This is a genomic window from Litoribacter ruber, assembly GCF_018500185.1.
Lineage (GTDB): Bacteria > Bacteroidota > Bacteroidia > Cytophagales > Cyclobacteriaceae > Litoribacter > Litoribacter ruber.
Genome location: NZ_JAHBGI010000001.1, coordinates 393,665 through 418,087, shown reverse-complemented (window position 1 = coordinate 418,087; position 24,423 = coordinate 393,665). Strand labels below are relative to the sequence as shown.

General features: G+C 44.0%; 24 protein-coding genes. 11 read left to right on the top strand and 13 right to left on the bottom strand.

Annotated elements, in window-relative coordinates; translation table 11 throughout:
- Positions 1 to 36 precede the first annotated feature (36 nt).
- Positions 37 to 1,284, bottom strand: a complete 1,248-nt coding sequence (gene nusA / locus KIH41_RS01870) for a transcription termination factor NusA (RefSeq protein WP_213945044.1) — start codon at positions 1,282 to 1,284, stop codon at positions 37 to 39.
- Between the two features lie 5 nt (positions 1,285 to 1,289).
- Positions 1,290 to 1,760, bottom strand: coding sequence for a ribosome maturation factor RimP (locus KIH41_RS01865; protein WP_214161300.1), 471 nt, complete (start codon positions 1,758 to 1,760; stop codon positions 1,290 to 1,292).
- 261 nt (positions 1,761 to 2,021) lie between these two features.
- Here KIH41_RS01865 and cysS point away from each other — a divergent pair, with 261 nt between their 5' ends.
- Together cysS and KIH41_RS01855 are read left to right on the top strand one after the other, a co-directional pair.
- A complete protein-coding gene (gene cysS / locus KIH41_RS01860; protein WP_214161299.1) occupies positions 2,022 to 3,515 on the top strand; it encodes a cysteine--tRNA ligase in 1,494 nt (497 codons plus the stop codon).
- Entirely contained in the window at positions 3,505 to 4,485 is a 981-nt protein-coding gene (locus KIH41_RS01855) for a M28 family peptidase (RefSeq protein ID WP_214161298.1), read from the top strand. The genes cysS and KIH41_RS01855 overlap by 11 nt, the downstream gene beginning before the upstream one ends.
- A gap of 20 nt (positions 4,486 to 4,505) precedes the next feature.
- Here the strand turns inward: KIH41_RS01855 and galE are convergent, their stop codons facing one another.
- Together galE and KIH41_RS01845 are read right to left on the bottom strand one after the other, a co-directional pair.
- The gene (galE, locus tag KIH41_RS01850) at positions 4,506 to 5,537 is read right to left on the bottom strand and encodes a UDP-glucose 4-epimerase GalE (RefSeq protein ID WP_214161297.1); all 1,032 of its coding nucleotides are present in this window, start codon (positions 5,535 to 5,537) and stop codon (positions 4,506 to 4,508) included.
- A 94-nt stretch (positions 5,538 to 5,631) separates the two neighbouring features.
- Entirely contained in the window at positions 5,632 to 6,948 is a 1,317-nt protein-coding gene (locus KIH41_RS01845; RefSeq protein WP_213945049.1) for a UDP-glucose dehydrogenase family protein, read from the bottom strand.
- Positions 6,949 to 7,291: 343 nt separating this feature from the next.
- Between KIH41_RS01845 and KIH41_RS01840 the strand changes: the two genes are divergently transcribed.
- From KIH41_RS01840 to KIH41_RS01810, 7 genes are all read left to right on the top strand, one after another.
- Complete coding sequence (locus KIH41_RS01840; RefSeq protein WP_214161371.1) at positions 7,292 to 8,431, top strand: acyl-CoA dehydrogenase family protein; 1,140 nt, start codon at positions 7,292 to 7,294, stop codon at positions 8,429 to 8,431.
- Positions 8,432 to 8,508: 77 nt separating this feature from the next.
- Positions 8,509 to 8,703: a 30S ribosomal protein S21 gene (gene rpsU, locus KIH41_RS01835; protein ID WP_143962538.1), complete on the top strand. Its 195-nt coding sequence runs from the start codon at positions 8,509 to 8,511 to the stop codon at positions 8,701 to 8,703.
- A 52-nt stretch (positions 8,704 to 8,755) separates the two neighbouring features.
- Positions 8,756 to 9,637, top strand: a complete 882-nt coding sequence (locus KIH41_RS01830; protein WP_214161296.1) for a tyrosine-type recombinase/integrase — start codon at positions 8,756 to 8,758, stop codon at positions 9,635 to 9,637.
- A 29-nt stretch (positions 9,638 to 9,666) separates the two neighbouring features.
- Positions 9,667 to 9,972, top strand: a complete 306-nt coding sequence (gene hpf / locus KIH41_RS01825; protein ID WP_213945051.1) for a ribosome hibernation-promoting factor, HPF/YfiA family — start codon at positions 9,667 to 9,669, stop codon at positions 9,970 to 9,972.
- 95 nt (positions 9,973 to 10,067) lie between these two features.
- Entirely contained in the window at positions 10,068 to 11,759 is a 1,692-nt protein-coding gene (locus tag KIH41_RS01820; protein WP_214161295.1) for an ArnT family glycosyltransferase, read from the top strand.
- A 53-nt stretch (positions 11,760 to 11,812) separates the two neighbouring features.
- A complete protein-coding gene (locus KIH41_RS01815) occupies positions 11,813 to 12,757 on the top strand; it encodes a glycosyltransferase family 2 protein (RefSeq protein ID WP_214161294.1) in 945 nt (314 codons plus the stop codon).
- Between the two features lie 221 nt (positions 12,758 to 12,978).
- Positions 12,979 to 14,157 carry an ATP-binding protein gene (locus tag KIH41_RS01810; RefSeq protein WP_214161293.1) on the top strand — a complete coding sequence of 393 codons (1,179 nt, stop codon included), beginning with the start codon at positions 12,979 to 12,981 and terminating at the stop codon, positions 14,155 to 14,157.
- Here the strand turns inward: KIH41_RS01810 and chrA are convergent.
- On the bottom strand, positions 14,141 to 15,346 hold the full coding sequence (gene chrA / locus KIH41_RS01805) for a chromate efflux transporter (protein WP_214161292.1): 1,206 nt from the start codon (positions 15,344 to 15,346) through the stop codon (positions 14,141 to 14,143). The genes KIH41_RS01810 and chrA overlap by 17 nt on opposite strands.
- A 5-nt stretch (positions 15,347 to 15,351) precedes the next feature.
- Positions 15,352 to 16,332: an isopenicillin N synthase family dioxygenase gene (locus KIH41_RS01800; RefSeq protein ID WP_214161291.1), complete on the bottom strand. Its 981-nt coding sequence runs from the start codon at positions 16,330 to 16,332 to the stop codon at positions 15,352 to 15,354.
- A 102-nt stretch (positions 16,333 to 16,434) separates the two neighbouring features.
- On the opposite strand from KIH41_RS01800, the gene KIH41_RS01795 reads away from it, so the two are divergent.
- Positions 16,435 to 17,178 carry a hypothetical protein gene (locus tag KIH41_RS01795; protein WP_246535346.1) on the top strand — a complete coding sequence of 248 codons (744 nt, stop codon included), beginning with the start codon at positions 16,435 to 16,437 and terminating at the stop codon, positions 17,176 to 17,178.
- Here KIH41_RS01795 and recO read toward each other — a convergent pair.
- From recO to KIH41_RS01780, 3 genes are read right to left on the bottom strand one after another with little or no spacing between them, the layout of a single operon-like run.
- Positions 17,171 to 17,857: a DNA repair protein RecO gene (gene recO / locus KIH41_RS01790; RefSeq protein ID WP_214161290.1), complete on the bottom strand. Its 687-nt coding sequence runs from the start codon at positions 17,855 to 17,857 to the stop codon at positions 17,171 to 17,173. The genes KIH41_RS01795 and recO overlap by 8 nt on opposite strands.
- A gap of 11 nt (positions 17,858 to 17,868) precedes the next feature.
- Complete coding sequence (locus KIH41_RS01785) at positions 17,869 to 18,453, bottom strand: thymidine kinase (RefSeq protein ID WP_214161289.1); 585 nt, start codon at positions 18,451 to 18,453, stop codon at positions 17,869 to 17,871.
- A gap of 12 nt (positions 18,454 to 18,465) precedes the next feature.
- A complete protein-coding gene (locus KIH41_RS01780; protein WP_213945060.1) occupies positions 18,466 to 18,792 on the bottom strand; it encodes a 2Fe-2S iron-sulfur cluster-binding protein in 327 nt (108 codons plus the stop codon).
- Positions 18,793 to 18,826: 34 nt separating this feature from the next.
- Here KIH41_RS01780 and KIH41_RS01775 point away from each other — a divergent pair, with 34 nt between their 5' ends.
- A complete protein-coding gene (locus KIH41_RS01775) occupies positions 18,827 to 19,936 on the top strand; it encodes a hypothetical protein (protein ID WP_214161288.1) in 1,110 nt (369 codons plus the stop codon).
- Positions 19,937 to 20,000: 64 nt separating this feature from the next.
- On the opposite strand, the gene rodA is transcribed toward KIH41_RS01775, so the two are convergent.
- Genes rodA through mreC form a run of 4 tightly spaced genes read right to left on the bottom strand, consistent with a single transcriptional unit; the run spans position 20,001 to position 24,422 of the window.
- Positions 20,001 to 21,272, bottom strand: a complete 1,272-nt coding sequence (gene rodA / locus KIH41_RS01770; RefSeq protein WP_213945062.1) for a rod shape-determining protein RodA — start codon at positions 21,270 to 21,272, stop codon at positions 20,001 to 20,003.
- Positions 21,273 to 23,075, bottom strand: coding sequence for a penicillin-binding protein 2 (gene mrdA / locus KIH41_RS01765; RefSeq protein WP_214161287.1), 1,803 nt, complete (start codon positions 23,073 to 23,075; stop codon positions 21,273 to 21,275).
- A complete protein-coding gene (locus KIH41_RS01760; RefSeq protein ID WP_213945064.1) occupies positions 23,075 to 23,596 on the bottom strand; it encodes a rod shape-determining protein MreD in 522 nt (173 codons plus the stop codon). Before KIH41_RS01760 ends, mrdA begins: the two co-directional genes overlap by 1 nt.
- A complete protein-coding gene (mreC, locus tag KIH41_RS01755) occupies positions 23,589 to 24,422 on the bottom strand; it encodes a rod shape-determining protein MreC (protein ID WP_214161286.1) in 834 nt (277 codons plus the stop codon). Before mreC ends, KIH41_RS01760 begins: the two co-directional genes overlap by 8 nt.
- Position 24,423: the final 1 nt, after the last annotated feature.

The window sequence follows — 24,423 nt, the reverse complement described above, 5'->3', positions numbered from 1 at the left end:
AATATAACGCCTTTAAATTAACTATTCGACGCTTTTTTACTGTTCAAATTCTTGTTTCAATATTCTGAAGACCTCATCGATGGTTTCTTCCTCAAGCTCCGTCCTGCGTAGGAGCTCTTCTTTCGTCACTGCCAATACACTTTTGGCGGTGTCCAAACCGGTCTTCTTCAACTCTTCAATTACCCAATCTTCGATCTCATCGGTGAATTCTGTCAAATCCACATCCTCCTCTTCCTCATATTCGGAAAGCTCCCGGAACACGTCGATCTCATATCCTACCAAGCGGCTGGCAAGTCTGATGTTGAATCCTCCCTTACCAATTGCCAAAGATACCTGATCAGGCTTTAAAAACACGGAAAGTCTCTTTCCCTCTTCGTTAACTTGTATAGAACTAACCTTTGCCGGGCTTAACGCACGGGAAACATACAGCTCCAAGTTGTCGGTATAATTGATTACGTCGATGTTTTCATTCTGAAGTTCTCTCACCACAGCGTGGATCCTGCTTCCTTTCATCCCGACGCAAGCACCTACCGGATCAATACGGTCATCATAAGATTCCACGGCAACTTTTGCCCTTTCACCCGGTTCACGCACGATCTTTTTGATGGTAATCAACCCATCATATACTTCCGGCACCTCATTTTCGAATAATCTCTCTAAGAAAATCGGAGAGGTTCTGGAAAGAATAATTTTAGGATTGCCGTTAATCATTTCCACTTTGTGGACAATGGCTTTCACAGCATCGCCTTTTCTATATCTGTCTTTTGGAATCTGCTCGCCTTTAGGCAAAACAAGCTCATTACCTTCACTGTCCATCAACAAAGCCTCACGGCCAAGCACCTGGTACACCTCTGCTGTGATGATCTCACCTACCAATTCCTCATATTGCTGAAAAAGAAGATCCTTCTCCAGGTCCTTGATCCGCTGGATCAACGTCTGGCGGGCCATCTGAACGGCTCTACGTCCAAAGTCCTCAAGCTCCACCTTTTCGTATGTCTCTTCCCCGATTTCAAAATCGGGCTCAAGTTTTCTTGCCTCAGTCAGGCTGATCTTGTCATTATCCCAGATATCCTCTGAGTTATCGTCTACAATCTCCCTAATCCTCCAAATCTCAAGGTCGCCTTTGTCGGCATTGATGGTCACATCAAAGTTTTCGTCAGTTTCGTATTTCTTACGAATCATTGCTCTAAATACATCCTCCAGTATGCGGATCATGGTAGGGCGATCCACATTCTTAGACCTTGCAAATTCTGCAAACGATTCAATTAAAACTTTAGCATCCATTGTGTTTATTTAAAAGAGACTAATACAATTGATTTCTTTATTTGGTCAAAAGCCAACTGAACTTCTTCCTCTACAGCTTTTTTCCCTTTTTCTTTTTTCTTTGTCTTCAAAACCACATGTAGCGGCTCCACTGATGTCAGCTCGCCTTCCTGCTCGCCTCCATTTTCTAGTGTCACCTTTATATTGCGGCCGATGTTTTTTTGGTACTGCCTCCTGCTAGTCAATGGAAAATCCAAACCAGGAGAAGAAACCTCCAGCACATACGCCTCCTCAAGAATATCCTTGGCCTCAAGCTCCTCCCCTACGGCACGGCTCACCTTGGCACAGGCATCTATGTTAAGCCCCTCATCGGCATCGATCAGGATGATTACCTTCTGCTTCCCCGAAGCTTCCTTCACGGTCACATCAACCACAAAATGGCTGGCATCAGGCAGATGCTTCTCTACAATTTCTTCTATATTCTGCTTCAAACTCATGTTCAAATTCTAGCATAATGAAAGAGGGGACTGCTTGTCCCCTCTCTAAATTCGGCTAAGTAGGGTACAAATGTAATAATTTTTTTTCCTATAAAAAAGAAATAATCCCTACAGAAAATTATTCCCTAGGTCCGTTTTAAACCTTTTTACCCTAAATTCGGTGTTTTTATTTGGACATTTAAGTAATCGAACCCCTTCACAACGGAAGTGTTCATTTCACAGTTTTCTTAATTTTCTCTCTTGATTTGATAAATTTGTAACATGTATTCAAAAGATTTAAAAATATACAACACCCTCAGTCGGAAAAAGGAACTTTTCGAACCGCTAAACCCTCCCTTTGTGGGGATGTATGTTTGCGGTCCTACCGTATATGGCGACGCCCATCTGGGCCATGCCCGGCCGGCTATCACTTTTGACACTTTATACCGCTACCTCACCCATTTGGGCAATAAGGTCAGGTATGTCCGCAACATCACCGACGTGGGACACCTGGAAGCCGATGCCGATGACGGGGAGGACAAGATAGCCAAAAAGGCTAAACTCGAACAGCTCGAGCCTATGGAGGTGGCCCAGCATTATACGGACACTTATCATAGGGATATGGATTTGCTAAATACCAAAAAACCGAATATTGAGCCTCGAGCAACCGGGCATATTCCTGAGCAGATCCAGCTGGTGAAAGACATCCTTGCCGAAGGTTTGGCCTATGAGGTCAACGGCAGCGTGTATTTTGATGTGCTTAAATACCACGAGCGGGAGAAATATGGAAAGCTTTCCGGAAGGATACTGGAAGAATTGGTATCTGGAAGCCGCGAACTTGATGGACAGCAGGAAAAGCGCAACCCAATAGATTTTGCCCTTTGGAAAAAAGCTTCTCCGGAGCATTTGATGAAATGGGATTCTCCGTGGGGACAGGGTTTTCCTGGCTGGCACTTGGAGTGTACAGCTATGAGTGCAAAGTACCTGGGCAAGCATTTTGACATCCACGGTGGCGGCATGGACCTTATGTTTCCACACCACGAATGTGAAATCGCACAGGGCAACGCCTGCAACCACACCGACCCGGCCAAATACTGGATGCACAACAACATGATCACCATCAATGGCCAGAAGATGGGCAAATCCTTGGGCAATTTTATCACCCTGCAGCAGCTATTTAATGGGGAACACGAACTATTGGAGCAGGCCTACAGTCCCATGACGATCAGGTATTTCATATTGACTGCCCATTATAGATCTACGCTGGATTTTTCCAACGACGCTCTGAAAGCAGCCCAAAAAGGCTACAAGAAAATCATCAACGCCCTTCGAATTGCCAAAAACCTAAAATTTGAGCAGGAAGAAGGCGTGGATATCGATGAAAACCAGGCCAAACAGGTGGAGCAAAACATTCAAAATGCCTATAGAGCGATGAACGATGACCTCAACACCGCACAGGCTATCGGCTACCTTTTCAACCTGACCAAGAAGATCAACAGCTGCTTCACTGGCCAGCTTAAACCTGCCGCCTTGGGAAAGGAGGTTTTTGAAAAGATGCTCGACCGCTATATAGTGTTTGTGGAAGATATTCTAGGTCTTGTAGAGGAAAAAGCAGACATTCAATATAGCCTCTTGGATGCATTGTTAAATGTATATGGCGACGCCAAGAAAAACCGTGACTATGATTTGGTAGATCAGATCAGAGCCACCTTGAAAACCAATGGCATCATAGTAAAAGACATGAAAGATAAAATCGACTGGGCATATGAAGAGTAACTGGATTTTCGCAATACTTTTCATATCTCTCATAGCTTGTGGCCGTGACCAGGCCGAAGAGAGGGTTGTAGAAGAGGAACTAAGAGAAGTACCTGAATTTAATGCAGATTCTGCCTATAGCTTTATCCAACGGCAAGTTGATTTTGGGCCTAGGGTGCCCAATACCGAGGCGCATCAGGAGACCAAAAGATGGCTTGTTGAAAAATTCAATGAGTACGGAATGCAGGTTACCGAGCAGGATTTTGAAGCAAAAGCTTATGACGGAACCAACCTGAAGCTGACCAATATCTTTGCAGCCCACAATCCACAGGCTAGCAAAAGAATTCTCTTGGCCGCCCATTGGGACACCCGGCACCTAGCCGACAAGGATACCGAAAACATTGAGCAGCCAATTGATGGGGCGAATGATGGAGGAAGCGGTGTTGGCGTGATCTTGGAAATAGCCAGGGTTATAGCCACATCCGGGATGGACCCGGAAGTTGGCGTGGACTTTATACTTTTTGACGGGGAGGATTACGGGGAGCCCGAACAGACCAAGCCAAGCGACCGAAACCACTCCCAGATTTGGTGGGCCTTGGGCTCCCAGCATTGGTCCAGAAATCCACATGAAGCCGGATATTCAGCCTATTATGGAATCCTTCTCGATATGGTTGGCGCCAAAGGAGCAAGGTTTTATCGAGAGGGTTATTCCATGCAATACGCCCGCAATATCGTACAAAAAGTATGGAGAAATGCCCATCGCTTGGGTCATGGCGATTTCTTCCCCATGAGGGATTCTCATGAAATCATCGATGACCACGTGTTTGTCAACCAAGTGGCGAAAATCCCGATGATTGACATCGTGGAATATTCACCTGATTACGGTTTTGGTAAATACCACCATACCCATCAGGACAGCATGGACTTGATCGACAGAAGAACTTTAAAAGCTGTGGGCGAAACTGTTCTCTTTACCATTTATCAGGAATAGCAAAAAAGAAAAGATGAGTGTTAGCTCATCTTTTCTTTTTCCTTCAAACTCAATTGCCAATTCCAGGAATCCCTGAGGGCATCCTCAAGATTCAGTCTGGATCTCCATCCCAGGACCTGCTCTGCCTTATCCGTATTGGCCCACACTTTTTCGATGTCCCCAGACCTTCTAGGGCCTATCTTGTATTTTAAGGATTCCCCGCTTACCTTTTCGAATGTCTTTACCACTTCCAAAACGGTATTGCCTTCACCTGTACCTAAGTTAAATAGGTCAAAATAAGTCGCAGGTTTATTAGCAAGGTGCTGAATGGATTTTACGTGTGCTTCGGCCAAATCCACCACGTGGATATAGTCCCGAATACACGTACCGTCAGAGGTATCGTAATCATCCCCAAAAACAGTTAATTGCTCCCTGAGCCCAGCTCCCGTTTGGGTTACGAATGGCACCAAGTTATTGGGAACCCCTAGCGGCAACTCTCCAATGGCCGAACTTGGGTGTGCACCTACCGGGTTGAAATACCTTAAAGCTATCACTCTCACCGGAGCCTTGCTTTTCACATAATCGTTGAGGATATCCTCGCATACCTTTTTGGTGTTCCCATAGGGGCTTTCGGCCTCCTTACGGGGGGTTGATTCCTTTACAGGGTTTTCATCTGGCTGACCATAGACGGTACAGGATGAAGAGAAAACAATGTCGCTCACCTCAAATTTCCGCATGGTCTCCAAAAGCACCAGCAGGGAACCTACGTTGTTTTTGTAATACTTTAAGGGATGCTCAGTGCTCTCTCCTACTGCCTTATAGGCTGCAAAATGGATAACTCCTGCGATTCCTTCTGTGGAAAAAATTTCTTCCATCAGTTTCACATCATTGCAGTCACCTTCGTAAAGCTTTACTTCTTGCCCCACAATTTTCTCGATGCCCCTAACTGCGGATTTGTCAGAATTGGAAAAGTCATCGATTACAACTGGCTCAAAACCTGCCTCAAAAAGTGCTACAGCGGTATGGGAACCGATATATCCGGCTCCTCCCGTGATCAATATTTTTTTCTTCATAGCTAAAAATCCAATTTTATTTGTAATAAAAAAAGCATAATCAAGGAATAAACTCACCTGATTATGCTTTTCACTCTATATTATAATGTATTAATTAGATACCGATTCCATAATGGGTGAACCCAAGCTCTTTCAAGTACTTAGGATCGTAGATGTTTCTACCATCAAAAATCACCTTGTCATTCAGCAGCTTGGTCAACACATTCCAGCTTGGCATTCTAAATTCAGACCATTCCGTTACAAGCAATAATGCATCTGCATCAACTAGGGCTTCATAAGCATCATTGCAATAAGTAATCTTATCACCTATATAATGCTCTTTTGCCTCTTTCATGGCAATAGGATCATAAGCCTTCACTTGCGCGCCAGCAGCCAATAATTCATCGATAATCACGCATGCAGGAGCCTCTCTCATATCATCTGTATTTGGCTTGAAGCTTAGTCCCCACATGGCAAAAGTCTTTCCAGAAAGATCTTCTCCAAAGTGCTTTTTCACTTTGTTGGAAAGCACATATTTCTGTTTCTCATTTACATCCTCCACAGACTGCAATACCTTCAACTCGTAATTGTACTCTCTAGCAGTTCGTATGATAGCCTTCACGTCCTTGGGGAAGCAAGATCCACCATAACCTACACCTGGGTAAATGAACTTGTTGCCGATACGAGGATCGGAACCGATCCCCTTTCGCACCATGTTGGCATCTGCGCCCACTAGCTCGCAAAGGTTGGCGATATCGTTCATAAAAGAAATCTTGGTTGCCAACATGGCGTTAGCCGTATATTTGGTCATTTCCGCAGATGGGATGTCCATATAAATGATTCTGTCACCGCTAAGCTGGAAAGGCTTATAAAGGCGCTTCATGATAGCTTCGGCTTTTTCATCCTCCACACCAATCACGATTCTGTCCGGCTTCAAGAAATCTTCCACTGCGGCTCCTTCTTTCAAAAACTCAGGGTTGGAAGCAACTGCAAAACCCAAGTCACTGCCTCTTCCTTCCAAGGCTTTCTGAATGGCCGCATGCACTTTTTTACCTGTACCTACCGGTACGGTACTCTTGGTAGCCACTACCATGAAATCATCCATGCTTTTACCGATACCTTCGGCTACGGCCAAAACATACTGCAAGTCAGCAGAGCCGTCTTCACCCGGAGGGGTGCCTACCGCGATGAACGCCACTTCACTTCCTTTTATCGCTTCACCTAAATCGGTGGAAAACTGCAACCTTCCGCTTTTATAATTACGCACTACCATCTCTTCCAAACCTGGCTCATAGATAGGCATAATACCTTTTTTCAAATTATCTATCTTCTTCTGGTCTACATCTACACAGACCACTTCCACACCTACATCGGCAAAACATGTACCCGTTACCAAACCTACATATCCGGTACCTACTACTGTAATTTTCATAATTAATTTTTGTAAAATGATTTAGTGAAAAACAATTTTTACCTGTTCTGATTATTTTAAAACAAAGCGGCTGGTCACCGCGGCGAATCCTCATGAGTAAAAAACTTGGAAGATTCTCTTAAAAATTCATTTAAGGGTGATTTGCATCCTTCGAAGTGATATCCGAATAAAATCAACAAATTCGAGATCCTATAAACAAAATTTACGCCAACAAATATAAAAGTCTGGTTCCCTTTAAAAAAACCATTTTCAAAATTAAGTCAAATTCCATGCAAGAATTCAAAAAAAGATTCTCTAATTTGGAATTTTGAACTGCAAACCCAAATAAACTTATAAAATTATGATGAGTTTCGAACTCAATGAGAACCAAAAAATGATCGCGGAAATGATCCGGGATTTTGGAGCAAAGGAAATTACCCCTTTTAGAAAAGAATGGGATGACGAGCAAAAATTCCCATTGGAGCTATTTAAAAAACTTGGAGAACTTGGCCTTATGGGCGTGCTGGTTCCCAATGAATATGGAGGATCAGGATTCGGTTATTTCGAATATGTAACTGCCATTGTGGAACTGACCAAGCTTGACCCGGGAATAGGCCTTTCTATGGCTGCCCACAACTCCCTTTGTACCGGACATATCATGATGTTTGGCAATGAGGAACAAAAGAAAAAGTACATCCCCAAACTGGCCAGTTGCGAATTTCTAGGTGCTTGGGGCTTGACAGAACCCAACACCGGTTCGGATGCTGGAAACATGAGAACCACCGCTGTAGAAGATGGTGATTATTATGTATTGAATGGCGCCAAAAACTTCATTACCCACGGTGTATCCGGAGATGTGGCAGTGGTCATTGCCCGAACTGGAGAAGTCGGTGATTCCCATGGCATGACGGCTTTCATTATTGATCGTGACACCCCTGGATTCAGAGGCGGCAGAAAAGAAGATAAGTTAGGCATGCGATCCTCAGAAACGGCTGAGCTGATTTTTGAAGATTGCAGAGTCCATAAAAGCCAAGTGTTAGGAGAAGTAGGTGATGGCTTTATCCAGTCGATGAAAATTTTGGATGGAGGAAGAATTTCCATCGCTGCCCTATCCCTGGGAATTGCCGAGGGCGCTCTTGAAGCAGCCATCCAGTATAGCAAGGAAAGACAACAGTTTAACAAGCCTATCAGCAGCTTCCAAGGCATCAGCTTCAAACTTGCCGATATGGCCACCCAGGTAGAAGCATCAAAACTGCTTATCTACCAGGCTGCGGACTTGAAAAACAAAGGACAAAACGTAACCAAAGAAAGCGCGATGGCTAAACTTTATGCCTCTGAGGTTTCTGTATCAGTAGCAAATGAGGCTGTGCAGATTTTTGGTGGATACGGCTTTACCAAAGATTATCCGGTGGAGAAATTCTATAGAGATGCCAAGCTTTGTACGATTGGTGAAGGTACTTCTGAGATACAAAAATTGGTAATCGGACGTCAAATCTTGAAATAATATTCCACAATCAGGACTTATTTTTGGATTGACAGAATAATTGGCTACATTTGCACTTCGAAAGGAGGTGTAAAATTATGATCGTAGTAAACGTTAAAGAAAACGAATCTATCGAAAAAGCTTTGAAAAGATTCAAGAAGAAGTTTGACAGAACTGGAGCAATCAGAGAACTGAGAGCAAGACAGTATTTTGAGAAACCTTCTATCAAAAGAAGAACTGAAGTCATCAAAGCTGCTTATAAGCAAAGAATGCAAACTGAGGAAATGGGTTAATCATTTTCTTTCTCAAGATAAATAAAGCATATTAGTGTAAATATTCACTAATATGCTTTTGTCGTTTATAGCCTACCTACAACACACCAAAAGGGCAAGCCAACACACCCTCACCGCTTACCAGAAAGATCTGGAACAGTTTGAGGAGTTTTGCCAAACCGCCTTTGAAACCCCTCTTGAGGACGCCCAGCATGCTGAAATCAGGGCATGGGTAGTCGATCTGGTCGAAAGCGGCCTTTCCCCCAGAAGCATTAACAGGAAGATTGCCACGCTCCGCTCGTTTTATAAATTTTTGTTGAAGGAGGGCCAAATCCAAAAAGACCCCACCTATAAAATCCAGGCGCTAAAAACCCCAAAGAGATTGCCCGAATTCATATCTGAACAGAACGTCGAAGAAGTGCTTTCAGAAATCCAATATCAGGAGGATTTTGAAGGACAGCGCGACAAGATGGTCATGGAATTTCTCTACCTCACCGGGGTGCGTTTATCCGAACTTTTGAACCTAAAATGGAAGGATGTAGACCTTAATTCCGATCTCGTTAGAGTATTGGGGAAAAGGCAAAAAGAACGTATAATTCCAATCACAAAAGTCCTTAAACAAAATATTATTTCATACAAAAAATCATTTGAAAAAACATTTCATAATCTAGACCATTGTGATTATTTTATCGTTACAATTACAAGAGAGCCGGCATATCCGATGAAAATTTACCGTATAGTGAAGCATTATCTAGATCTTTTTGCCCAAACTTCCAAACGAAGCCCTCACATCCTGAGGCACACTTTTGCGACCCATCTTCTCAATAAAGGAGCAGACCTCAACGCCGTAAAAGATCTACTTGGACACGCCAATTTGGCCGCCACCCAAGTATATACCCACAATTCCATGGAAAAACTGAAGGCCGTGTTTGATCAAGCACATCCTAAAGCTTAATAAAAGTTTAACTATAAACCGTAACGATTATGAAATTACAGATGCATTCAATCCACTTTGACGCTGATCAGAAGCTCATCAATTTTATTCAGAAAAAAGCGGACAAGCTGGACACCTACTATGATCGTATCATTGACGGAGAAGTTTTCATGAGGTTAGATAAAAATGACAGAAGTGAAAACAAGGTCGTGGAGATCAAAATGAATGTACCCGGAAAACAACTGTTTTCCAAAACCCAAAACGGTTCTTTTGAAGCTGCCGCGGACGAAGCAGTCGAGCAGTTAAGAAGGCAGCTTAAAAAGCACAAGGAGAAATCCTTGCTGGCAAAACAATAAACCCTCCCCTAGGCCCTCTTGTTCAAGAGGGCTTTTTATTTACCCCTACCCCCATGTGGAAATAATCCATAAATTTGCATAAAAAATTTCCGGGGATGAACACTAACCTAACTGAGCCTTCAAATCACACCTCCACACAACTTTTCTTACTACTACTGTTTGCCGGCTTATTCCTGACTTATATTTTTGCTCTCTTCGTCCCATTGATGGATTCAGATTCCGCCCATCATGCCAACATAGCCCTACACATGGTGCTAACTGGTGACTACATCAGCCTTATCGACAAAGGCAAGCCCTATTTGGACAAGCCCCACTTGCTATTCTGGACCAGCGCTGCCTCCTTCAACCTGTTTGGGATTAATGCGTTTGCCTACAAATTTCCCTCTTTCCTTTTTACCTCACTCGGCCTATATTCCACTTTTAGGCTGGGAAGCGGACTTTACGACAAAAAAACGGGATGGCTCGCCACTGCAATTTTAGCCACCAGCTTTGCCTTTATCCTGGCAAACAGCGATGTGAGAATGGATGCCATGCTTACAGCATCCATGATCTTTGCGGCTTGGCAAGCTTGGGGATATTATCAGTTTAGATCCTGGCCCTATCTTGCCGGAACAGCCCTTGGGCTTAGCCTTGGCTTCATGACCAAAGGCATGATTGGCCCCGCAGTGCCGGTTTTCGCATTCCTTTTCTACCTAGTGGAAAAAAAGGACTGGAAGTTTTTTCTTGACTATAAAGCCTATCTGGCCATACCGCTATTTTTCATATTTTCCAGCCCAGTACTATATGCGTATTACATCCAATTCGACCTAAACCCTGATTTGGTCATTAGAGGCAGGGAAAATATTTCAGGAATAAAATTCATCCTTTGGGACCAGAATTTTGAGCGATTTGACGGGGAAACTTGGGGTGGTGACGGCAGCAAGGACTACCTGTTTTTTCTACACACCATCCTTTGGGCATTTTTGCCCTGGTCCTTCCTTTTCTATTTCGGCATTGCCAAAGGGCTAAAACAAAAGCTTATCTCCAAAACCGGATTGGATTGGATGACAATGGGAACGCTGATATTTCTGCTGGGAATTTATTCTTTAGCCGGTTTCAAACTTCCGCACTACCTCAACACACTTTTCCCATTCATGGCAATTGTGACTGCAGCGGCCTTGGTTAAATTTGAGATCTCACCTGCCATAAGAAATGTCCAATATGTAGTTCTAATCTTGATCACCTTGCTGGCGATAACGGTGAATGTTTTCGCCTTCCCAAGCTGGGCCATCATCCTCCCATTGTCCATCGCAGCCGTTTATCTGGCTTACTGGAAAAAATTAGAAAAAAAATGGGCCTCCATGGTCATGCTCTCCCTTTCTGTCAGTGTGGTGGTCAACATGATGATGCAGGTCAATTTCTATCCCCAACTTTTAAAATACCAAGGAGGAACTGCTTTGGCCAAAGAAGCAGAGCGAATGAGGCTGGATAAAGAACAAACCTATTTCTTTGAGATGCACAGTTATTCTTTCGATTTCCAGAGCAAGCACCTACACAAAAGGGTAACGTACGAGGACATATTGGACAAGGTAGCCAGTGGCCCCATATTTTTGTATGTAAATAACGACGGATTAAACTTCCTCCAATCCCAGACCAATCTTCAGGTAGACAACCTTGCGGAAAAAGGCGCTTTCCATGTTTCCCGATTGAAAAGCCGGTTTCTAAACCCTTCCACCCGGGAGAAAGCGCTTACACCAAATTACCTGATTGAGGTACGCTCCAGCGGGCCGCTACTAGCCAACCATTAAATCCAGCTTGCTGCCACGGTATAAAAAGCGTAAATTTGGCAAAATTCCACCCTATGCACATTCCCAAACTCTCAGTCGTAGTCACCGTTTTCAACGAAGAAGAAAACATCAAACCCTTGCTGGATGCTGTTTATTCAGCAATGGGAGAGCTCGATTACGAACTTATCCTGGTTGACGACGGCTCTTCCGACCAAACCATCAGAGAAGTAAAAAAAATAGCCAACAGAAGGACAAAGCTGATCATTTTCAATAAAAATTACGGCCAAACCACTGCCTTGGCCGCGGGTATTGACCACGCCACGGGACAATACATTGCCACCATGGACGGGGACCTGCAAAACGACCCCTCTGACATCCCGATGATGCTCAATAAGGCTATTGACGAAAACTGGGATGTGGTAGCAGGGAGACGGGCAGACCGGAAAGACGGCTTTGTACTTCGAAAACTGCCCAGCAAGATTGCCAATTATGTCATCCGGAACACCACCAAAGTATACCTAAAGGACTATGGCTGTAGCTTAAGGGTTTACAAAGCCCAAATTGCCCAGAACATGGAATTATACGGGGAGCTCCACAGGTTCATCCCTGTTTTGGCCAAGCAAGAAGGTGCTACGATGACTGAAGTTTCTGTTAAACACCACCCACGCATCCATGGCGATTCAAAATATGGATTGAGCAGGACTTTCAAGGTTATTGCTGACCTTATCCTCATGCTTTTTTTCCAAAAATACCTACAGCGTCCAATCCATATATTCGGAACTTTAGGACTACTCAGTCTTTTGATTGGAGTAATAATTAACCTGTATTTACTAATTGATAAAATATTGGGTGCGGATATCTGGGGAAGGCCTATCCTATTATTGGGCTTCATCTTCCTTTTAGCCGGGATTCAGCTGATTACCACCGGCATCATTGCGGAAATCATCGTGAGGACATATTTTGAATCACAGGACAAAAAAACCTATAAAGTTAAAGAAGTATTTACTGGTGATATTTAGTGAATCAAGCCCAATTTATATTCGAAAATCAGAAAAATCCCAAAAACCCCTAAAACAGCCTAATTAACAACTTTTTACCTTGTAAATTTAAAACCACACTTTAAATTTACAAGGTTATTTTTAATATTTAACCTTGCAAATTTAAAATTACACTTTAATTCTACAAGATTAAATTTAGCCTTTAACCTTGTAAATTTAAAATCATTATTTAAATTTGCAAGGTGATTAAACGGTATATAACATATGAACTCAAAGACCTCTTGCAGGATTTCCCAGCAGTTGCCATACTGGGTCCCAGGCAGGTCGGAAAGACCACACTAGCGCAGGAAGTAGCGGAAAGTATGGACCAAGACGCCATATATCTCGATTTGGAAAGCCCCGCAGATAAAGTGCGGCTTGCCGATCCGGAAGCCTATTTTGACTTTCACGAAGGCCGGCTTATCATTTTGGATGAAATCCAACGAATGCCAGAACTCTTTCAGGTATTGAGAGGAGTTATAGACCGGAGAAGAAAAAAAGGGTTTCGTACAGGGCAATTCTTGATTCTGGGATCTGCTTCACTGGAGCTGATTAAGCAATCCTCCGAATCGCTGGCTGGCAGAATCGCCTATGAAGAACTATTTGGATTTAACCTTCTGGAAATAAAAAACATGTCAGAAAACCCCTTGAACCAACTATGGCTGAGAGGAGGTTTCCCTGACAGTTTTCTGGCCAAGTCTGAATACAACAGCATGCGGTGGAGGCGAAATTTCATCACCACTTACTTGGAAAGGGACATCCCCCAAATTGTGACCATGATTCCTGCCACCCGCTTGCGGAACCTCTGGACCATCCTTGCCCACCAGCAAGGCCAGCAGGTGAATTTTAGTAAAATCGGAGCAAGTATGGACTTGAGTTCGCCTACCATAAAAAGCTATGTGGAGATGCTGGAAGATCTATTGCTCATCAGGCAGATACGTCCATGGCACAACAATGTAGGTAAAAGGCTGGTAAAAAGTCCAAAGGTCTACATCCGGGATTCAGGATTGACCCATGCACTACTGAATATACCCAACATGGAAAGCCTCCTGAGCCATCCAGTATTGGGATCGAGCTGGGAAGGGTTTATTATTGAAAACATCCTTTCAGTTTTGCCAAAAGGTAGTGATTACTATTACTACCGCACTTCGGCTGGTGCCGAAATCGACTTGATCTTGATTGTCAAAGATGAAGTCTGGGCAATTGAAATCAAAAGAACCCTCAGCCCAAAGGCATCTAAAGGTTTTTTGATCTCATGTGAAGACATAAAAGCGGTTCGTCGTTTTATTGTCTTTGCGGGACATGATGAGTTTCCCTTGGGAAATGATGTGTGGGCGGTAAGCTTATTTGACTTGATGCAGAAAATTAAATCAGCGCAATAATCCAATTGTAACTGATTCCCGCTACGATTCCCAGGGCGATGATCAGCGGTGAGGAAAGCTTGGTAAACTGCAGCAGGGCATAGGTGGCCACAATGGCTAAAATATTGAAGGTATTGGCGTCCAAAGGTTCGAAAAGCAGATATGCAGCAGCCAGCAGCATTCCGCAACTTACCGCGTTGATACCTTCAAGAGCCGCCCTTACTGGTCTGTATTTTTTCAGACCATCCCAGAACCTGATCACAAAGAATATCAAAAATGTCCCTGGAAGGAAAATTCCTGCCGCAGCGATAAAACCACCCAAGATTTTTCCGCTCAGCCCAAATTCCCGCATAGACAACGCGCCTATGTAAGTACTAATGCTGAAAGTTGGCCCGGGCAGTCCTTGAGAAATTGCGTAGCCGGTCAAAAACTCTTCAGAAGTCAGGTAGTTTTTGAACTCCACAAACTCGGTATATAGATAGGGAACCAGCACCTGCCCTCCCCCAAATATCAAGCTACCGTTTCGATAAAAGTTTTCGAATAGCCTAATGGGCAGCAACCTTGTAAAATGCCCCAACACAGCCGCTCCGATCAACACCCCTGCCCAGAGGATAAAATTTGCCCACTTCACATTTAATATAGCCTTGTCGTTGACTTTGGGCTGCTTGTTATACTTCAGGGAAGTACTCAAGCCACCTATGGCCAACATCAAGGGAAACACAAAGGGAGAATTATAAAAGAAAGCGACAAAAGCAGAAAGCATCATCAGCACCATGGCTTCCTTGGTCTGAATCATAATCCGAATGGTCTTTTGGGCTGCAAAAATGATAAACCCGATAGCCATTGGCTGGATGAATTTGGCAAAGTCCAGCGACCCAGCAGTATTTTCCTGCAAAAAATCAATCAGCACAGCCGCCAGGATCATCAGAAGGGTGGCTGGCAAAATCCACACAAAAAGAGAAAGATAGGCTAAATTAGGTCCGCCAATGCGGTAGCCTATTGCCGAAATGGTCTGGGTAGAGGTTGGTCCAGGCAAGACCTGACACAGCGCATTCAGCTCCATGAGGTCATTTTCGGAAAGGTAGCCCCGCTTTCTCACCATGATATCCAATACCATGGCGAGAAATGCCTGTGGGCCTCCAAAGGCTGTCACTGAGAGAACCAATACATCTCGCAGATATAAATAATAACGAACTCTCTTGACAGCCACTTATCTTACTTCTTCAATCCAAGCTCTCTGAGGCGCTCGTCAAGGAATTCTCCAGCAGTAGCATCTTCAAATTCCTTAGGGTGTTGATCATCCACACAACTATCCAAGCAAGTAAGGTCCATTTCGGATCTTGGGTGCATGAAGAATGGCACCGAATATCGGCTGCTGTTCATTTTCTCCTTTGGAGGGTTGACCACTCTGTGGATCGTTGACTTCAGTTTCTTATTGGTCAATCTTTCCAACATATCTCCAACATTCACTACCAACTGATCAGGCAGGGCGGTGATCGGGATCCACTGGTTATCTTTTCGCAACACCTGCAACCCATCGGCACTGGCACCCATCAAAAGCGTGATGAGGTTGATATCACCATGCTCTGCAGCTCTTACGGCATCAGCAGGCACATCATCAGGGTTCTCGATTGGGAAATAGTGGATAGGTCGAAGGATGGAGTTCCCAAACCTTACCTTGTTCTCAAAATAATCCTCCGGCAATTCCAGATAAAGCGCGATAGCTCTTAGCATGTTTTTACCAGCGGCTTCGATGGTTTTGTAAACCTCCAAAGTCACCTCTTCAAATTCGGCAATTTCAGAAGGGAAAACATTTTCAGGATATTCGGATTTGATCGCATCTGAATCAGGAATATCGTTAAGATCCTGTCCAACGTGGTAAAACTCCTTGAGATCACCTGTATTTCTACCTTTGGCGTGCTCTTTTCCTTTACCCGTATAGCCTCTTTGATAACCGATTTCAGGTCTCTCATATTGGGATTTCACACTGTCTTCCAATGCAAAAAACTTTTTAATCGTAGCATACAGCTTGTCTTGAAGCTCTTGCGATAGGCCGTGATTTTTGATGGCTGCAAAACCTATGTTGTTGTAAGCCTGGCCCAAGGCCTGTACAAACGCCGCTTTCTTCTCAGCATCTCCGGAAGTAAAATCCGCTAAATCCAAAGATGGAATTTCATTATACAGAATTTCGCTCATGTAATTTGTTATTTTGTACCGCAAGTTAATTTATTTTCGCCTAAAATTAAATATCTTTAACCAAACAGAACCCGCTTTGCTATGCTGAGAAATGCTATTGGAATGTTAGCTTTTGTTATGGTTGCCACTTTTGTAGGCTGCGATGGCAAAAGAGAAAGAAAGTCGGAAAACCTAGTCACAGCTCCTGCCGAGGGAGACACGGATGAACATTCGGTACATTTTTACACTTATACAGAGCACTCCGATTACCCAGATGCCATTCTGGAAATGTACAGCCCCCTTGGCAACCAGAACTTTAGCTCCAACAAGGTCCCCTTCGAATTTAATGTCAAAAACTATCCGTTCGGGGAAAAGGGAATGGGCTTTCAGTTGAAAATGGTGCTGAACGGGAACGATCCTATTGGCTATAACATGCCCATTTTCCAAAAAGAACTCAATCAGGGCACTTATCGCGCCGTAGCCTATTTGGTGGATGAGGAAGGTTTGGCGCTGAAGGAATTTGGAAATTATGTAGACAGGGACTTCAGGGTAATGGATAGCCAGCCCTTTCCCGAAAACGATGAGCCATTTCTTATCCTAAACCTCCCCCTCAATGAGCAGGAATACGGAACAGGTGACGAGGTAATCGTCGATTTTATGGTTTTGGATGGGGAGTTGAAAAATGATGGCTATATGGTGAGGATAAAGCTTAACGGCTACGAATTTACCACCGATGAAATCGAGCCTATCCGTGTGGACCAGCTGCCTGCGGGGGAATACAAGCTGGAGGTTAGCCTGATCAAAGCTGACGGCTCTGAACTGGAGGGCGTATTCACTTCTTCCCAAAAACGGATCAAGGTTAATTAAGGCTACGAAGCACTTTGATGGATTTCAATTCCGCAAAACCCTCCACATGCAATTTATAAAAGGACAATAGGTCATCCAGCATTTTCTTCCTGAAGATGCTTGGAACCTTGAGATCATTGGAAAATGGATCATCCATCAATTCTCCCAGATACCCTTTTTCCTCCCTTATAAAATCATCCTGCTGATCAAGACCATACAATTGGGAAAACAGCTCGTGTGGATCGTCTGAGCCAAACCCCAGAAACTTGGCCGTTTCGAGCAAAAAAGATTGGGGATACAAATGAAGCCTGGTGGACTCTTGATCCAAATGGCTCAGCGCATGCGTCAAAAAATCAAATAAGGCTTCGTTTTGATAATCCTCATAGATCACCTTACCCAACACCTCGCCCACAAACATTGCCACGCCTGACCTTTGGAAATCGAATGGAATAAAATGGTAGGGCAATTTGAGTTTTACCTCTGAAATGCGGTTGAGGTTGGCCTTCTCTTTATCGTAAACTACCAGTTCCAAAATGGTAAGGGGTTGAAAAAAGCCCATTTTGGTTTTGGCTTTTGAGCTGCGCACGGAGTTGACTATATAGCTTTTCAGCCCAAGTTCACGTGTAAAAATCTTGACAATAATGGAGGTTTCCCTATACTTCAAGTAGCTGATGACTATACCGGAGGTTTTGCGAAGCATACAGCGGAAGTCTATTTTTTATCTTCGTAAAAGCATTTTCTGCACCTGGCCTCATAACTTTCCTTTTCCCCGAGCATCACTTTCTGTTTACTATCGGACAGTCTAAAGCTATAAGAGGCTAGTCCTCCGCATTTCATGCAAATGGCGTGAACCTTGGTCACATACTCGGCTATGGCCAAAAGCTGGGGCATCGGCTCAAACGGGCTGCCGGCAAAATCCATGTCTAGACCAGCCATGATAACCCTCTTGCCAGAATTGGCCAGAGAAATGGCCACGTTCACAATCTGGGTGTCGAAAAACTGAACCTCATCGATGCCTACTACCTCGCAGTTTCCGGCCAAGAGCATAATATCATCTGCAAACTGTACTGGAGTGGAGCGAATTGCGTTTTCATTATGGGAGACAACGTCCATGTCGTGATAACGCTTATCGACAGCAGGCTTGAAAATCTCAACCTTTTGCTTTGCGATGAGCGCCCTATTAAGGCGACGGATGAGTTCTTCTGTTTTACCGGAAAACATGGAACCACAGATCACCTCGATATGACCAGCTTTTTCCTTTAATGTGTTTTTCCCTATGGAAGGTTCTATAAACATGCGTGACCAAACTTATTCACTGTACTCAATATGGGGAAACTTATTTTCTTCGGCAACTCGGATCGCCAAGGTCCCACCCATAATTTTAGCTTGGCAAGATAATCTTTCATTCACTTTTAACCTGCCTTTTTCTGCAAAAAATTGTTCTTTATCGTTCATAGGTGTCAGATTCTCCATACCGTCTGACACTATCATCTTGCAACTGGTGCACCGCCCTTTTTTCCCACAGGCATGCATCCAGTCAATGTAATTTTCATGAATAATTTCAATAACTTTATAGTCCGGTTTGGGAACATCAATTTCCCTGAAATTCATGTTTTCGATAATGATTTTAGGCATGATCCATGTCTACTTACTGTGAAACCATATAACAATGACTGATAAAATTAATTTCAATTATTTAGAATCCTATGCCCAGAAGGTTTCTGAATCCGTTTGCGACGAATATTTCCGCTCAAGGAAGTATATGACCGGACAAGAAATCATCCAGCTTACCCCAAGCCAGCAGGTCAATCTGTTGACCATTCGGTCTTTATTCAATGCCTGGCAAGAAGAAATGGAGGAGCTGAAAAACAGTCCATATTTCGATTACCGTGATATTGCTGTTGACAATGCCTTGAAGGAATTTATGAACGTCTTGTCCCGATCCATCAAAGTGGAGAGAAGGTACTTCGAGCCCCTACTCAAAGAGGCCGTGGAAGACGCCATCATCTTGGCCATTGACCCTTTTATGTTTTTCAACATCCTTATAGACAAAGGGCAGGATAACGAACAATATTATAAGGATTCCAAAAAGTACATCAAATGGCACAATGAACTCTTGACCCACTTGATGGACAAGGCATCCATGGGACTCACCGTGCCAGACCTGAAAATGGCCTTGCGCAACAAGTACCAGGCTATCCACCGTGACCTGGACAACCCGGAGATTTTGCTCAAACCGCTTAACCAGATCCAGCATTTGGAACTCATCCAGCTTTTTGAGGACAAATCCCACAACCCAACACCGGAAAAACCTGAACCAAAACCTGAACCAAAGCCTGAACCTCTACAAAAGGAACAACTGACGGTAGAGGCAAAGCCAGTGGCTGTCAAAGAGCCTGAAATAAATGAAGAACAGTCCACAAACCCAGAACCTCAGCAGCCTAAAAAGCCTGTTTCTGGGGAGAGCGAAAAGGAAATTGATCCGGCCTTAACCTGGGCCAAATTTGAATCTGAAACCTACAGCTACATGAAGGGCAGCATTGACACCCTCACAGATGGATTGGCCTTGAACCAAAAATTCATGTTTACCCGGGAGCTGTTTCAAGGCAACCATGACCTGATGAAGCATGCTTTGAAATCCATTGACAATTGTGACAGTTTTATGGAAGCGGTGGAGTTGCTCAACAAGCGATATGTGCATGAACTGAATTGGAACAAGCACTCCGAGGAAGTCAACGAATTTCTGCAATTAGTTTTCCGGAAATTTGAGAGCAAGTAAAAGTTAGGCAATTAGCGAAAAAATGAACAAAAAAAGAGTACACATGGCATGTACTCTTTTTTTGTTAATGTCTTCCCAATAATTGAATCCTGTGGGAATCCAGCTTTATAAATATAAACAACAGGATGGTAAAGGACCACAATGAAGATCCACCATAACTAAAGAAGGGCAACGGGATCCCCACTACAGGAAATAAGCCAATGGTCATGGCTATATTGATCGTGAAGTGAAAAAGCAGAATGGACATCACGCAGTAGCCGTATATCCTGGAGAACCGGGTCTTTTGCCTCTCTGCCAGAAACACCAATCGGATCAGTAAGGCTACAAACAATCCAATCATCACAGCCGACCCAACCCAGCCAAACTCTTCCCCAAGAGTACAGAAAATAAAGTCGGTATGTTGCTCCGGCACAAAATCAAATTTAGTCTGTGTACCTTCTAGATACCCTTTCCCCATAAAGCCTCCTGATCCAATGGCGATCTTGGATTGGGTCACATTCCACCCTACCCCAAGCGGGTCAAGGTCGGGATTAAACAGTACCATGATCCTGTTTTGCTGGTGATCTGGAAGTTTGGAAACGACATAATCCAAACTGTATGAGTAGGCTATCACGATCAAGCCGATTGTTGTAAGTGCCGTGATCCTTTGCCAGGTTTTTTTCCCAATAAGAATCAAAGCTGCAATTACTACCCCTACTCCGGCTGCCAAGTAAAGGTTTTCTTCAATCCCCAAGGAAAGCAAGGAGATGGCCACAAAACTGAGGGCAAACACATAATACCTCTGAGGCATTCCTTCCCTAAAGAGCATGATACCAAATGCACTGTAAACCATCGCTGTGCCGGTATCAGGCTGCAGCATGATCAAAGCCACCGGCAGGGCAATGATACCCAATGCCCGCATCTGGAATTTGGTTTTGGAAAGGTCAAAAGTGGGGGACTCCATGAATTTTGCCAAGGCCAAAGCCGTAGCAAATTTGGCAAATTCCGCTGGTTGCAATCGAAACACCCCGATTTCAAACCATGCCCGCTGGCCGTTGATTTCTTTACCGAAAAAGGGCGTCAAAAGAAGGATAAACAGGAAAAACCCAAACAGGATCATACTGAGGTTGTCAAAAAGCCGGTAGTCGGCCACCATAATCACTGTAATAAGTAATATGGCCGTTCCAATCCATACTAGCTGCTTACCTGAGTTGATAGAAAAATCGAAAATACTCTTGGCTGCCTGCTCGTCATACACAGCAGCATAGATATTGAACCAGCCCATGGTGACCAGGGCTATGTAGATCAGAATGGTGATCCAGTCAATTTTGTTGATATATAAATCGTCCTGCCTCAATTAATAAAGAAATTTACCTGCTAACACATAATCCTCCAACGCCGGCCTGGTGATGTGGCCTCTGAGGTATTTTTCAATCATCAAACTTGCCGTACTGGCAGCCGCACGTCCGCCAAATCCGCTGTTTTCCACATATACCGCTATAGCGATCTGCGGATCTTCTTTAGGGGCAAATGCTACGAATACCGAGTGATCGGCTCCAGCCGGGTTCTGAGCTGTCCCGGTTTTACCGGCAATGGCAATATCCTTAATGATGGCCCGGTTGGCTGTCCCCATCAAGGCTTCATTCATCGCATCATGCACCATATCAAAATGGTGGGCATCTATTCCTACCTCCACTTTTGTCCTAAACTTCTCTGGAATATTGGCCCGCTCCCCATCGATGGTTTTCACCAAGTGAGGCGGATAGTACCAGCCCTTGTTGGCAAAAATAGCAGCCAAGTTGGCCATCTGTAGTGGAGTCACCAACATTTCACCTTGCCCAATGGATAGGGAGTAAATGGTAGAATACTTCCATCTACCTTCACCATAAATACGGTTGTAAAGTGCGCTTGATGGGATTGAACCACCTTTTTCATTATTCATATCTATCCCCAAGGTCTGTCCCAATCCAAACTTCATCACTGACTCTCTCCACTGGTCGAGTCCGATCTGGGTATCTTTGAACGTGTTGCTAGAAACCTCCCTATTGATCATCTTACGGTATGCCTGGTGATAATAGGGGTTACAGCTATACTTGATAGCGCCAAATAAATTAGTTGGGTTGGGATGCGGGTGGCATTTTACCAAAGCTTGATTGCAGCTAAATACGGTATTGGTTTGCAAAACCCCTTCTTGTAACCCTATAAGCGATTGAACCACTTTGAAAATGGACCCTGGAGGATACATGGCCATAATGGGGCGGTTGAAGAGAGGCTTGGTCTCGTCCATAGTCAGCACGCCGTAATTTTTTCCAAATCTAGATCCCGCAAGGATGTTTGGATCATAGCTAGGTGCGGAAATCATGGAAAGTATCTCGCCTGTTTTAGGCTCTATAGCCACCACGGAACCTCTTTTCCCTGCCATCAGTTTTTCACCATATAGCTGAAGCTCCAGATCTATGGTGGATTGGATATTTTTACCGGCAAGTGAAAGGGTATCATACTCCCCTCCTTTGAAGGAGCCTTTGTCAATACCCCGGACATTGACCATTTTATACTTGACGCCTTTTTTGCCCCTTAGGTCATCCTCATAATATCTTTCCAATCCAGCCAGGCCCACATAGTCACCTTGGCGGTAATATCTGGTAGAATCCGCTTTCAGTTGGTTGCCGCTGATCTCCCCGATATAGCCCAAGGCATTGGCAGCACTGGCTTGGGGATAAGCCCTCACTGAGCGGGTCATCACGAAGAGCCCTGGATAATCAATCAAAAAATCTTGAATCCGAGCAAATTCAGCATTTGAAATAGCCTTCATCAAAGGGGAAGGCTTCACCCAAGAATATTTGCGGGCTGCCTGATATTTGTCGATAAGTTCCTCTTTCTCGATTTTAAAAAGCTGACAGAATTTCGCTGTATCCTTCACAGTAAATTCCTTGGGAATGATCATCAGATCAAAAACCGGGTTATTGTACACCAACAACTTATCATTACGGTCATAGACCAGCCCACGGTAGGGGTGGTCCACTACACGTTGGATAGCGTTTCTTTCGGCCCTTTTGAGGAAACTATCATCCGCTACCTGGATCAAAAACAGTTTCGTAAGAAGCACCCCCGCTATCAAAACAATGACAGCTACTAATATAGCCGGCCTTGGATTGTTCATTATATTCCCCTCTTTTTCTTATAAAACAACATCTGGACTATTACCCCCAATATAAAAGTGAACGCCGCACTCGACACAGCCTTCATAATTACTGGAATATATAAATCAGTTCCCAAATTGTCAATATAGAAAAAGGCCAAATGATGAACTAATATCAATGGCAGGGCATAAGTCAAAAACCAGCCAAAACCCATGTTTAAAACAGTGGGATCCGTATTGTCGTCAAACCCTCCAGTAGGGGTGTGGACGTTGAGCCAGGATTTTCTCAGGAATGCCACCAGCACCAAACTGGCCGTGTGCATACCCAAGCTGTCATAAAATATATCGATCGAAAAACCCAACAGGAAACTGACCAGCATCAAAGGAATGGTCTTGATTTCCAATGGGAATATCAATATGTAGATTACATACAAAAAGGCAAAAGCGCTACCAAATAGCACCACGTTTTTCAGCACAAAAGCCTGCACGGCCATATATGCAAAAAAACCAAGTATAGCTAATATGAAACTTCTGCTATTCATTTTGTACGCCTGACATTTGGTATAGGGAATCTAATTCTTCCTCCAATGGATTTTCAACCAGGTAGACATAGGTCAGCCTGCTAAACTCAGTGGAAAGATCTATGGTGATATCCAAGTAATTCGTTTCTGCACCCTTAGTGACTTCATCCACGATTCCAATCATGATCCCTTCGGGAAATACAGCATTGTAACCGCTGGTCACCACCGTATCGCCTTCAGACAGCATAACATGGCGAGGCACATAAAGCAATTTGGCCTTTCGGGTATTCTTGCCGTCCCATTTGGTAGACCCAAATACGGATGAGGATTTGACCTTGGAAGAAATAAGCAGTTCAGTGTGCAAAAGTGAAATTACCGAAGAAAAGTTCTCGGTAACCCCTTTTACCCGGCCAACTACCCCTTGCTCGTTAAACACCCCCATACCTTCCCGCACCCCGTGTTTGCGGCCTTTGTTTAGGGTGATGTGGTTTTGATTTAAACGGATGGAATTATTGATCACCTTTGCGGAGCGGAATTCATACTGACTGGCCAAAACGCTATCTATTTCAAGATAGGCGCTGTCAGCAGGCTGCATGGTTACAGAAAGTCTGCTGAGAAGCTCGGCGTTTTTTTCAGCCAACGCCTCATTGGCCGCCCCGAGGGTAAAATACCCTGTGACACCATCTCTTGCCTGCAAAACGGAGCCTGCAAAATAGTTGGAGGAATTGAAAAAAACCGCCCCCTGGGGGGAATTGTAAGAAAAGATCAGCCAGATGGCTAAAACCTCTAAACCGATAAAGATAAGAAAGACGCGTAAGCTATATAGAAATAATAAGATGCGTTGCATT

Excerpts from the sequence above, each read along its gene's own strand:
- hpf (WP_213945051.1), top strand. The coding sequence starts at position 9,667 with ATGAAATTACAGATGCATTCAATCCACTTTGACGCTGATCAGAAGCTC.
- KIH41_RS01815 (WP_214161294.1), top strand. The coding sequence starts at position 11,813 with ATGCACATTCCCAAACTCTCAGTCGTAGTCACCGTTTTCAACGAAGAA.
- KIH41_RS01865 (WP_214161300.1), bottom strand. The coding sequence starts at position 1,760 with ATGAGTTTGAAGCAGAATATAGAAGAAATTGTAGAGAAGCATCTGCCT.
- mreC (WP_214161286.1), bottom strand. The coding sequence starts at position 24,422 with ATGCAACGCATCTTATTATTTCTATATAGCTTACGCGTCTTTCTTATC.
- KIH41_RS01830 (WP_214161296.1), top strand. The coding sequence starts at position 8,756 with ATGCTTTTGTCGTTTATAGCCTACCTACAACACACCAAAAGGGCAAGC.
- KIH41_RS01800 (WP_214161291.1), bottom strand. The coding sequence starts at position 16,332 with ATGAGCGAAATTCTGTATAATGAAATTCCATCTTTGGATTTAGCGGAT.
- recO (WP_214161290.1), bottom strand. The coding sequence starts at position 17,857 with ATGCTTCGCAAAACCTCCGGTATAGTCATCAGCTACTTGAAGTATAGG.
- KIH41_RS01785 (WP_214161289.1), bottom strand. The coding sequence starts at position 18,453 with ATGTTTATAGAACCTTCCATAGGGAAAAACACATTAAAGGAAAAAGCT.
- mrdA (WP_214161287.1), bottom strand. The coding sequence starts at position 23,075 with ATGAACAATCCAAGGCCGGCTATATTAGTAGCTGTCATTGTTTTGATA.
- cysS (WP_214161299.1), top strand. The coding sequence starts at position 2,022 with ATGTATTCAAAAGATTTAAAAATATACAACACCCTCAGTCGGAAAAAG.
- KIH41_RS01795 (WP_246535346.1), top strand. The coding sequence starts at position 16,435 with ATGTTAGCTTTTGTTATGGTTGCCACTTTTGTAGGCTGCGATGGCAAA.
- KIH41_RS01775 (WP_214161288.1), top strand. The coding sequence starts at position 18,827 with ATGACTGATAAAATTAATTTCAATTATTTAGAATCCTATGCCCAGAAG.
- KIH41_RS01855 (WP_214161298.1), top strand. The coding sequence starts at position 3,505 with ATGAAGAGTAACTGGATTTTCGCAATACTTTTCATATCTCTCATAGCT.
- KIH41_RS01820 (WP_214161295.1), top strand. The coding sequence starts at position 10,068 with ATGAACACTAACCTAACTGAGCCTTCAAATCACACCTCCACACAACTT.
- nusA (WP_213945044.1), bottom strand. The coding sequence starts at position 1,284 with ATGGATGCTAAAGTTTTAATTGAATCGTTTGCAGAATTTGCAAGGTCT.
- KIH41_RS01760 (WP_213945064.1), bottom strand. The coding sequence starts at position 23,596 with ATGAATAGCAGAAGTTTCATATTAGCTATACTTGGTTTTTTTGCATAT.
- rpsU (WP_143962538.1), top strand. The coding sequence starts at position 8,509 with ATGATCGTAGTAAACGTTAAAGAAAACGAATCTATCGAAAAAGCTTTG.
- KIH41_RS01840 (WP_214161371.1), top strand. The coding sequence starts at position 7,292 with ATGAGTTTCGAACTCAATGAGAACCAAAAAATGATCGCGGAAATGATC.
- KIH41_RS01845 (WP_213945049.1), bottom strand. The coding sequence starts at position 6,948 with ATGAAAATTACAGTAGTAGGTACCGGATATGTAGGTTTGGTAACGGGT.
- KIH41_RS01780 (WP_213945060.1), bottom strand. The coding sequence starts at position 18,792 with ATGCCTAAAATCATTATCGAAAACATGAATTTCAGGGAAATTGATGTT.
- galE (WP_214161297.1), bottom strand. The coding sequence starts at position 5,537 with ATGAAGAAAAAAATATTGATCACGGGAGGAGCCGGATATATCGGTTCC.